This window comes from Rhodoferax ferrireducens (assembly GCF_003347515.1).
Classification (GTDB): Bacteria; Pseudomonadota; Gammaproteobacteria; order Burkholderiales; family Burkholderiaceae_C; genus Rhodoferax.
Map to the genome: position 1 here is coordinate 130080 of NZ_QEII01000234.1, position 9532 is coordinate 139611.

Consider the following 9532-nt stretch of genomic DNA (forward strand, 5'->3'; position numbering starts at 1 on the left):
CGACTTCATGCCTTCTGTACCGGGTCGCGGTACAGGCGCTGTAGGTTCATTGGGAGCCAGGACCGGTTGAACAAGGCGCAAGCCGAAAGGGATTCCTACCATGTGTGATCACGATGCCAGCCCGACGGTTTTAACCCCCGCCGCCACGCCCTGCCCTGAACCTCAAGCCGCGCCATCCACCGGGTCGCGGCGGCGGCGCTTGTGGGAATTGGCGCATCAATGTCATTGCCCGGTGATCGGAGTGTGCCTGCCGCTTGACAGCTTGCGGCGTCTGGTCAGCAAGGCCCTGGACGGACGGGCGCTGGCGGATGACTATGAGGTGCATGTGGGGGCGGTTGCCGAATGCGGCCACCGCAATCGGCTGTCCGAGTTGCTGCAGCACGAGCTGGAGCAACGTTATGCCCGCCGGGTGCAACAGTTCAGATCAGCCAAAACCACGCCGGCCGTGGTGCAGTTGTGGAAGGAGGCCGTGGCGCAAGGCGACGTGACGGGTGCGTTCTGGGCCGCCCTGACCCACCCGCGCTGCGATAGTGTCTTGCAGGAAGTTTTGTGCCGCGACATGCACATGCTGCAGCACCAGGCCGGGGCCAGCGTGCGCGTTGACATCGTCAAGTTCAATGCGCTGGCAGAGGCGAATGCCAGTCTGACACGGGAACTGGACCGGGTGCAGGAACGCAGCACACGCTTCATGGCGGACAAAGCCAGCGACATGGAGCGCCTCAGCGCGCAACTGCTGCAGGCCCGGGCCGACAACCTCGCCAAAGACAGCAGCCTGGCTTTTCTCAACGCGGACATGACGGCGTTAAAGGCTTCCATTCCCGGTTTTGAATCGGGCCTGCGCCTGCACAAAAAGATAGACCAGATGACGCAGCGCCAAACCGAACTCGAAGAACACATCAGCGATTTGCGGCAAAAACTGGCCTCGGCGACAAAATTGCTCGAAACCGTGAACGAAGCGTCATCGCATCAGGCGGAAATGGGCGCAGCCGAACCAGCGCCGACGCCGGCCGCCCCGATGACCGTCCATCTGCACCACAAGACGGTGCTCTGTGTGGGCGGGCGCAGCGGCAACGTGGCGAGTTACCGTGACCTGATCGAACGTGTTGGCGGGCGCTTCGCGCACCACGACGGCGGTCTGGAAGACAACCACAACGTGCTGGACGCGAGTCTGGCTGCGGCCGATCTGGTGATTTGCCAGACCGGCTGCATCAGCCACAACGCCTACTGGAAGGTCAAGGATTTTTGCAAGCGCACCGGCAAACGCTGCGTGTTTGTCGAGAACCCCAGCACCTCCTCGCTGGCGCGCGGTCTGGAGCAGATTTCCGTCAAAAGTCATGAAACCTCACTGACGGAACACAGCTGACAAACCATTGAGCCCGAATGGCGTATGAACGCCGCAAATTTTTCAACAGCCAGCCAAAACCCCCGTGGTGAAGCCAGCCAGCAACCCGATTGCGCCTGCGCTTCACCATGTCGACCTATTCCCATATTTTCAAGCCAAAACAGCCTCCAGCCCCCGCCAACCGTGCGCAAGCCACTACCAAACTTGTAGCGACTTCCGGTTTCACGCCGATCGCCGTGTGCCTCGCGCAGGCGCTCGGAGCGCAAACGCTGCCGACCTACCGCTTCTGAGCTGGTTGAAGGAAGAGCACCATGAACCACCAAAAAATCAAGACCTGGGCCTGGGTACACAAGTGGAGCAGCCTGGTCTGCACCGTGTTCATGCTGCTGCTGTGCATCACCGGCCTGCCGCTGATCTTTCACCACGAGATCGGCCACCTGCTCGGCACCGAGGTCGAGGCGCCCGCCATGCCGGCCGACACGCCGCGCGCCAGCCTCGACCGGGTGATGGCGGTCGCGCAGGCGCTGTATCCCGAGCGCGTGGTGCAGTTCGTCTCGCAGCCGGAAGACGACAACGGCCTGTGGTTTGTCACGCTCACGCCGACACCGGCGCCCACGGGAGACTTCAAGTCGGTCGCGGTCGACGCCCGCACCGCCGCGGTACTGGCCCAGCCGAAAGTCGACCAAGGCTTTATGCACGTGATGTTCAAGCTGCATGTCGACCTGTTCGCAGGACTGCCCGGCAAGCTGTTCCTGGGTTTCATGGGCTTGCTGCTGCTGGTGGCCATCGTCTCGGGCGTGGTGCTGTACGCGCCCTTCATGCGCAAGCTCGATTTCGGCACGGTGCGGCGCGAGCGCCGGCCGCGCCTGAAATGGCTGGACCTGCACAACCTGCTGGGCATCGTGACCTTGGTCTGGGCCTTCACGGTCGGCGCCACCGGCATGATCAATACCTGGGCCGACCTGATCATCAAATACTGGCAGTACGACCAGCTCAGCACCCTGCTCGCGCCCTACCAGGGCCAGCCGCCCGTGCCCATGGCCGAACGCGGCCCGCTGCAGCAGGCGCTGGAGGCCGCGCTGGCCCGCGCGCCGGGCATGAAAACCGCTTTCATCGCGTTTCCAGGCACGTCCTTTTCGAGCCCCCACCACAACACGGTGTTCCTGCGCGGCCAGGAGCCGCTCACCGCCCGGCTGCTGCAACCGGTGCTGGTGGATGCCAGGACCGGCGCGATCACCGCCAGCCCCGGCCTGCCCTGGTACCTGACGGCGCTGCTGGTGTCGCAGCCGCTGCACTTCGGCGACTACGCCGGCATGCCGATGCAAATCCTCTGGGCGCTGCTCGACATCGCCACCATCGTCGTGCTCGGCAGCGGCCTGTACCTGTGGCTCAAACGCCGAAAGCCCGCCAACCAGACCGAAGCGGCGAAGCTGCCGGTGAGCCACGCCCCGCACCCCGGTGTGCCCGGTGCTGTCGCATGAGTCCCGCCTTCAAACACCTGTGGGGCTGGCCGTTGGTGCTGGGTCTGCTCACCACCAGCGCCCTGCTGAGCGCTCTGGTGTCCGACGGCGGCGGTGGCGACATCTGGTCCTGGTTTGGCCTGGGGTTGCCGGTGGCGGTGATGCTCTGGTTCGCCCTGGTGCCGCGCCGCGCCGCCTGCAATCCGTCTGCGCCCGAAAAAAACCCTGAAGCCGCCCCTGATGCGGCCCCCCTTTCCCAAAGCATTCCCCATGAGCACAACCCTGAAAACACACCTCAAATATATGAAAAATAAGCCTCTAGCCCCCGTCCTATCTGCGCAACAAGCTATTAACTTAATAGCACACATCGGACCCCTGATGCTGGCGCTTTGTGCGGCCTACCCGGCCATGGCGCAGACCCTGCCTACCGTCACCGTCAATGCCAGTGCCGACGCGTCAGCACAAGGCCTGTCGCCGGTCTACCCCGGTGGCCAGGTGGCGCGCGGCGGTCGCGCCGGCATTCTGGGCACCAAGGACAACCAGGACACGCCGTTCAGCATCACCAGCTATACCAACGAGCTGATCCAGGACCGCCTGGCGCGCAGCGTGGGCGATGTGCTGCAAAACGACCCGACCGTGCGTGTGGCACGCGGTTTTGGCAACTTCCAGGAGTCGTATTTCATCCGCGGCTTTATCCTGGGCTCCGACGACGTGGCTTACAACGGCATGTACGGCCTGCTGCCGCGCCAGTACATCGGCACCGAGCTGTTTGAGCGCGTGGAAGTGCTGCGCGGTGCCTCGGCTTTCCTCAACGGCGCCAACCCGGGTGGCGGCGGCATCGGCGGCGCCATCAACCTGCTGCCCAAACGCGCGCCCAACGAGCCGCTCTCACGCGTGAGCGTGGACCTGGGCAGCGGCGCCAACACCAAACTGTCGGCCGACATCGCCCGCCGCTTCGGCCCGGATCAGGCCACCGGCATACGCCTGAATGCGTCGGCGCGTGAGGGCGGCAGTGGCGTGGACCACGAAAAATCCAGCCTCAGCGTGCTGGCGCTGGGGCTGGACTGGCGCAGCCGCGACCTGCGCCTGTCGGCCGACCTGGGCTGGCATGACAACCAACTCCAGCGCACCCGGTCCAATGTGACCCTGGTGGGGGTGACTTCCGTGCCCGATGCACCGTCCAACACCGTCAACTTCGCCCAGCCCTGGTCTTACTCCAACGAGCGCGACACCTTTGGCACCGTGCGGGCCGAATACGATATCAACCCGAACATTACGGCCTGGGCGGCCCTGGGCGCACGCCGCGGCGAAGAAGCCAACACGCTGGCCAACCTGAACGTAACCAGCGCCAGCACCGGCGCCGGCAACACCAGCCGCTTCGACAACACCGGCGTAGAAACCGTCAAAACGGCAGAGCTTGGCGTGCGCGGCAAGCTGCGCACGGGCCCCGTGGGCCACGAGTGGGTGGTCTCCGCTTCGCATTACGACAAGGAACGGTCCAACGCCTATGCCTGGGACTTCTTCAACACCCAGAGCACCAACCTGTACAGCCCGGTGTACCTCAACACGCAGCCGGCCTTTACCGGCGCTGCCTTCAGGGGCAACAGCCTGGACGCACCGGCGCTGACGGCGCAGACCCGGCTCGCCAGCCTGGCCGTGGGTGACACCCTGTCGTTTGCCGGTGACACCGTGCTGCTGACCCTGGGCGCGCGCAACCAGACGCTGGACTACAACAACTACGACTACAACACCGGCGTACGCAGCAGCGACTACAAGCAGAGCCGCACCAGCCCGGTGCTAGGCCTGGTGTACAAGGCGAGCCAGGCGTTGTCGGTGTATGGCAATTACGTGGAAGGACTCAGCCAGGGCGAGGCCGCCCCGGCGAACAGCAGCAACCCGGGTGAAAAACTGGCCCCGTATGTCTCCAAACAGCAGGAGGTCGGCGTCAAGTACGACGCGGGGCGTTTCAGTGGCGCACTGGCCGCCTTCTCCACCACCAGACCACGCGCCCTGGTCAACGCCGCCAATATCTTCACATCGGAAGGCAAGGACCGCCACCAGGGCCTGGAGCTGACCCTGCACGGCGAAGCCACGCGCAGCCTGCGCCTGTTGGGCGGTGCCACCTGGCTGGAGGCCCAACAGCAGTCCACCGGCTCGGCCACCACCGATGGCAAACGCGTCATCGGCGTGCCCAGCTTTCAGGCCAATGTGGGTGTCGAATGGGACGTGACCGGCGTGCCGGGACTGGCGCTGGACGGGCGCATTGTTCACACCGGTGCCAGCTTTGCCGACGCCAGCAATACGCTGGAAGTGCCGGGCTGGACGCGCCTGGACGTGGGTGCGCGCTACCTCACCGAAGTGCGGGGTCGACTGGTCACGCTGCGTGCGCGCATCGACAACGTGAGCAATCAGAATTACTGGGCCTCGGTGGGTGGTTACTCCGGCGCGGGTTATCTGGTGGTGGGCGCACCGCGCACCTTCTCGCTGAGCGCCAGTGTTGATTTTTAAAACATGACTTTGTAAAAATGCCTTAACCTTCTGGCCATGCAGTGCGTCTACCGCCTGCGCCGTCTCCATCCTGTCGTGGCGACAGCTTCCCTCTCAGGACAAAACGACCACCATGGACAACACCAATTCCGCTCTCCCCGGGGTGCGTCCGAGCGCCTCCACCGCAACCCGATGGGGCCTGGCCCTGTCGCCCGAATTCCGGGTGTTTGCCGCGTTTTTTCTGTACTCCTTCAGCCTGGGCGGCATGTTTCCACGCCTGGGTGAGATCCAGCACGGCATGGGCGTGGCCGAGGGCGCGCTGGGCTTGGCGCTGATCGGCACGGCGGCGGGGACCTTGGTGTCCCTGACCTTTGCCACCCGCTTGCTGGAGCGCGTCGGCTACCGCCGGGCATTGCTGGTGTTGATACCCTTGATCGCGGTGTTTTTTGCGGTGGCCTCCTGGGCCAGCGGGCCCGTGGTGCTGTTTTGCTGCCTGCTGCCGGCGGGCTTGTGCATCGGCATGGTGGAGGTGGTGGTGAATGTCGAGGCCGATCGGGTGGAACACCAGTTGGGGCGGCGCATCATGAACCGCGCCCATGCGTTCTGGAGCCTTGGCTTTTTCGCCGCAGGCTTGCTGGGCGCGGGCATGTCGCAACTGGGCGTCAGTCCACAGCTGCATTTGCTCACCATGGTGCCCCTGGTGCTGTTGGCGACGCTGCTGCTGCTCGGGCGCTTCAGCCCGGCGCCCTTGCGCGATGCCGGACAGGCACTGGCAGAGGAGGACAAGGCGCCGCATTTTGCCCGGCCCACGCTGGCCATCATGGCGCTGGTCTGCGTCACCCTGTCGACCATGCTGCTCGAAGGCGCGGGGGCGGACTGGTCGGCCATCTACATGCGCGACGTGTTTGCGGCCTCGCCGCTGTGGTGTGGCCTGGCGGTGGCGGCAGGGGCCTTCACGCAGGCGGTGATGCGCTTTTTTGCCGACGGCCTGGTGGAGCGTTTCAGCCCGGTGGCATTTGCCCGGAGCTTGCTGACCGTGCTGGGTTGCGGCGCGTTGCTGGTGACGCTGGCGCCGGGGCCAGGCTGGGCCTTGCTGGGCTTGGGACTGATGGGGGTGGGCACCAGCAGCATCTTCCCGCTGGCCATGTCGGCCGCTGCGCAGCGCATCGACCGGCCGGCGGCGGTGAACGTGGCGGCGTTGGCGCAAATCTCCTTCGTGGTGTTTTTGCTGGGGCCGCCGCTGCTGGGCCAGGTGGCCGAGCATTGGGGAGTCCGCTGGTCGTTTGGCGTGAGTCTGCCATTTGTGCTGCTCAGTCTGCTGGCCGCGGGATCTTTGGGTAAACGTATGTGATTGGTCTCGGGTGGGTGGCCCCTGGCTGATCGCGAACAACGACGAACTCATCAAGCCGGGAATGGCTTTCAGCATCGAGACGATGGCGGGACACCCTGAGTTGGGGCGCGTGAAATTCGAGCAGGACATCCTGGGGCATGAGGACCACACCGAGGTCATCACGCGTTGCCCGGACAAGCCCTGGCTGTAGCTTGAACGGGCACGACTTGCGGTTATCCGGAAATCTGAAAGTCGGCTTCAGTCTGCTGGAGCCAGCCAACTTACTCCCAAGCTGACCGTCAAAGTAGAAAGTCAGGTACGGAGCGGATCCTGGACCCGGAATGCAGCGTAAACAGTCGTTCATCTGGAAATCGGGAGTACCCGGTCTGGGCCAGGAGCAGAAGTTGGCGAGTGTCTGGTTTGGAGCAGCGAATTCTTCTAGCGCCAGGAAAATCATAACCGTCCAATCTTCGCCGACTTCTTTGTGGCCATTCCCGGTTCAGCCAACGCTTGGTTCCGGGCATATAACATCGCTGAAAGCCAAAATTAAAGAAAGATCAGTTTATGGGTTTTCGCGTATTACTCGTCGGCGGCACGGGGCAAGTTGGATCGGCCCTAATGCGGGCCTTGCTGGCTTCCAGCGCCTGTAACGAAGTGGTGATGGTGAACCGCAGGGCGGTCGTTCTCACCGAACACAAGCGTCTGCGCCAAGTGATTCTGGATACCAGCGCTGCCAATTTTGAAAGTGAAATCAAAAAGCTTGCAGCTTCCTGCCTCGCGCAGGGGGATCCTTTGTATGGCGCGTCGTGCATTGGCATCGGCAAAGGGAGTCAGAAATGGAGCGAAGAAGATATCAAAAAGCTGGAAATCGGTCTGGTCGGCGCATTTGCACGCGGTTGCCTTGCGGGGGGCGTCGAACGATTCGGACTTCTTTCCGCTGCCGGCAGTAGTGCGAAGAGCAGGATTCGCTATGCCCGAATCATGGGGCAAAAAGAAGACACAGTGCGGAAAATAGGATTCAAGCGGCTGGCAATTTTCCGCCCCGGCATCATCGCCGGCAATGTACACACGCCCGGAGTGCTGGCCTGGCTTGGACGGCTCATTCCAGGTTCCTTTGGGACGATTGATCAAGATGATATCGGTCGGGCTTTTGTCGGTGAATTTCTGCACGGCAGCAATGGCACGGCGATTCTGGAAAATGCGGCCATGAGGGAGCGCTCGCGTGGCCTTTGAGCTGATCTGCATGCCGTTTATTTAAGGTTTGGCAGCAGCCTGTACATTCAGCTGTTTTGCATACGAATCCCTGCGTTTTGCTGCCTTTGCAGCTGTTTCAATGGCAGCCTGAATAGCCTTTGGCCCCTTTTTGGCAACAACTTGGATCAGTCCGAACTTGTGAGCAGCATCTGCTTCCGCCCTTCTGAAAGAGGCGAGGAGTTCGGCATTGGCAACGGATTGATTCACAAGGACCTCAATGTTTAAAGCGCTATTTTCTGCGCTTTTCGCGTTCATAACCGTTGAAGGAGAGCTGACGCCACAGGGTCGCGAGTGACTGGTTTGAAAAGGGTATATAGGCAAATTCAGCCGCCGCCGTCAGTTTGGAACTGAGCTCTGCATTGGGCCAGAAGCCGACGATCACGAAAGACTGCTTTATGACATTTATATCTGAACTTTGCGGCGGCTTGCCTTCAACAGCAAGTGTCGACTAAACGCTGAGATCAAACGTCTACAACATAATGTGCAAACCGTTGCGGCGAATAGCTGGTACAAGGCTTGGATTTCATAGACTGAGCAAGGGCGGGATTCTGCTGGCCGTGTCAATCTGGATTACGCAGGAACCTGCGAGAAGGGACGAATCAATGGACTTAACTCTGTGCTATCTGTGGAAACACCATTTCTGCGGATCAAACTCTTCTTGGCCCGACTCCAGCCATCGGAGTGTGCATGCCCGCTAGACACCGCGTCACAGATTATGGGGATATCAAGCCAACGCACGAATTCGATGCCCGCTTGGTCATCAACGGGCGGCTCAGTCCACTCTGCGGAGTCAAGCTGTGGCTGCCGATCGATTGCCACGAGGACGCACGTATTCAAGTTACCGGGTCAGATCCTGCGTCTTCTCCGCATCTGCGTTCTTTTGCCGGCACCATCGGTTCGCAGCGCTTGGTTAGCGAGATCGACCCAGTATGGAGATTCGAAGTTGAGGCCGATGCCCTGCACGTTCGCCGGGTCAACACGAAACTTGGCCAGAGGATTCACGGTGCAGACATCACGATCGACAACATTGGCCGATTGCGATTCAAGCGACGACTGGGAAAGGACGTTGCGGCTGAGGCCAATCCGTGTGAAACCTTTACCACCATCTCGTTTCGCTTGAGTGATCTGGACTACGGTAGTCCTCACACTATTCCCATCGCCGACTACCGCGGCAACAGAAAAGTCAAAGTATTGCAATTTCGCACTCTGAAGATGCGACTCTCGAACAGACTTGTGAAACTAGAACTTCATAAGCATTGGAACTGGTATCAAGGTAAGTTCGATCGATTGGTTGCGGGAAGTTTCCCCGTATTGGAGATTAAGCAAAGCCAATCGCTGAGATGGGATCAACTGGAAGAGATCCAGAAGTTGGGCCAGGATGCCTGTCTCCTTCTCACGCTGGCAGCGCGTCATCTCACAGTGGTGTATGTCATGGATGCCGCTACCAAGGAACGTCGCCTGGAGGAATGGATATATCCGCTCAACCGCCAGCGTTCGACCACAGAAGAGGAAGCTACCGGGCCGCTCATCGACGTCGGACTAAACCGCTCGCGCGGTACCCTGCGATGTGACGTTTGTGGTTTGCCGAAGGTGGGCGAGTGCCTATGTTGTGAGGTGAGGCAATTGGCCTCGTTCACCACAGGAGCACAGCCATGGAAA

General features: G+C 61.6%; 11 protein-coding genes. 9 read left to right on the plus strand and 2 right to left on the minus strand.

The features are described from left to right. Positions 1–100: 100 nt before the first annotated feature. The 8 genes from C5P05_RS05405 to C5P05_RS05435 all read left to right on the plus strand — a co-directional run bounded on the left by C5P05_RS05405 (position 101) and on the right by C5P05_RS05435 (position 7852). Positions 101–1363, plus strand: coding sequence for a DUF2325 domain-containing protein (locus C5P05_RS05405; protein ID WP_114968823.1), 1263 nt, complete (start codon positions 101–103; stop codon positions 1361–1363). Positions 1364–1470: 107 nt separating this feature from the next. Next, the gene (locus tag C5P05_RS05410; RefSeq protein ID WP_198674631.1) at positions 1471–1632 is read left to right on the plus strand and encodes a hypothetical protein; all 162 of its coding nucleotides are present in this window, start codon (positions 1471–1473) and stop codon (positions 1630–1632) included. A gap of 21 nt (positions 1633–1653) precedes the next feature. After that, positions 1654–2823: a PepSY-associated TM helix domain-containing protein gene (locus tag C5P05_RS05415; RefSeq protein ID WP_114968825.1), complete on the plus strand. Its 1170-nt coding sequence runs from the start codon at positions 1654–1656 to the stop codon at positions 2821–2823. Further along, on the plus strand, positions 2820–3116 hold the full coding sequence (locus tag C5P05_RS05420) for a hypothetical protein (RefSeq protein ID WP_114968826.1): 297 nt from the start codon (positions 2820–2822) through the stop codon (positions 3114–3116). The genes C5P05_RS05415 and C5P05_RS05420 overlap by 4 nt, the downstream gene beginning before the upstream one ends. Before the next feature lie 64 nt (positions 3117–3180). Continuing rightward, positions 3181–5310, plus strand: a complete 2130-nt coding sequence (locus C5P05_RS05425) for a TonB-dependent receptor (protein ID WP_114968827.1) — start codon at positions 3181–3183, stop codon at positions 5308–5310. A gap of 112 nt (positions 5311–5422) precedes the next feature. Continuing rightward, positions 5423–6640, plus strand: coding sequence for an MFS transporter (locus C5P05_RS05430; RefSeq protein ID WP_114968828.1), 1218 nt, complete (start codon positions 5423–5425; stop codon positions 6638–6640). Positions 6641–6701: 61 nt separating this feature from the next. Continuing rightward, positions 6702–6830 carry a hypothetical protein gene (locus C5P05_RS34920; RefSeq protein ID WP_269813900.1) on the plus strand — a complete coding sequence of 43 codons (129 nt, stop codon included), beginning with the start codon at positions 6702–6704 and terminating at the stop codon, positions 6828–6830. A gap of 353 nt (positions 6831–7183) precedes the next feature. Next, complete coding sequence (locus tag C5P05_RS05435) at positions 7184–7852, plus strand: hypothetical protein (protein ID WP_114968829.1); 669 nt, start codon at positions 7184–7186, stop codon at positions 7850–7852. 21 nt (positions 7853–7873) lie between these two features. On the opposite strand, the gene C5P05_RS05440 is transcribed toward C5P05_RS05435, so the two are convergent. Together C5P05_RS05440 and C5P05_RS33565 are read right to left on the minus strand one after the other, a co-directional pair. After that, positions 7874–8080: a hypothetical protein gene (locus C5P05_RS05440; protein WP_114968849.1), complete on the minus strand. Its 207-nt coding sequence runs from the start codon at positions 8078–8080 to the stop codon at positions 7874–7876. A 22-nt stretch (positions 8081–8102) separates the two neighbouring features. Beyond that, complete coding sequence (locus C5P05_RS33565) at positions 8103–8255, minus strand: hypothetical protein (RefSeq protein ID WP_157979224.1); 153 nt, start codon at positions 8253–8255, stop codon at positions 8103–8105. 305 nt (positions 8256–8560) lie between these two features. On the opposite strand from C5P05_RS33565, the gene C5P05_RS05445 reads away from it, so the two are divergent. Beyond that, on the plus strand, positions 8561–9532 hold a 972-nt coding region (locus tag C5P05_RS05445; RefSeq protein ID WP_157979225.1), incomplete at its 3' end, for a hypothetical protein.

Excerpts from the sequence above, each read along its gene's own strand:
- C5P05_RS05405 (WP_114968823.1), top strand. The coding sequence starts at position 101 with ATGTGTGATCACGATGCCAGCCCGACGGTTTTAACCCCCGCCGCCACG.
- C5P05_RS05410 (WP_198674631.1), top strand. The coding sequence starts at position 1,471 with ATGTCGACCTATTCCCATATTTTCAAGCCAAAACAGCCTCCAGCCCCC.
- C5P05_RS05415 (WP_114968825.1), top strand. The coding sequence starts at position 1,654 with ATGAACCACCAAAAAATCAAGACCTGGGCCTGGGTACACAAGTGGAGC.
- C5P05_RS05420 (WP_114968826.1), top strand. The coding sequence starts at position 2,820 with ATGAGTCCCGCCTTCAAACACCTGTGGGGCTGGCCGTTGGTGCTGGGT.
- C5P05_RS05425 (WP_114968827.1), top strand. The coding sequence starts at position 3,181 with ATGCTGGCGCTTTGTGCGGCCTACCCGGCCATGGCGCAGACCCTGCCT.
- C5P05_RS05430 (WP_114968828.1), top strand. The coding sequence starts at position 5,423 with ATGGACAACACCAATTCCGCTCTCCCCGGGGTGCGTCCGAGCGCCTCC.
- C5P05_RS34920 (WP_269813900.1), top strand. The coding sequence starts at position 6,702 with ATGGCTTTCAGCATCGAGACGATGGCGGGACACCCTGAGTTGGGGCGC.
- C5P05_RS05435 (WP_114968829.1), top strand. The coding sequence starts at position 7,184 with ATGGGTTTTCGCGTATTACTCGTCGGCGGCACGGGGCAAGTTGGATCG.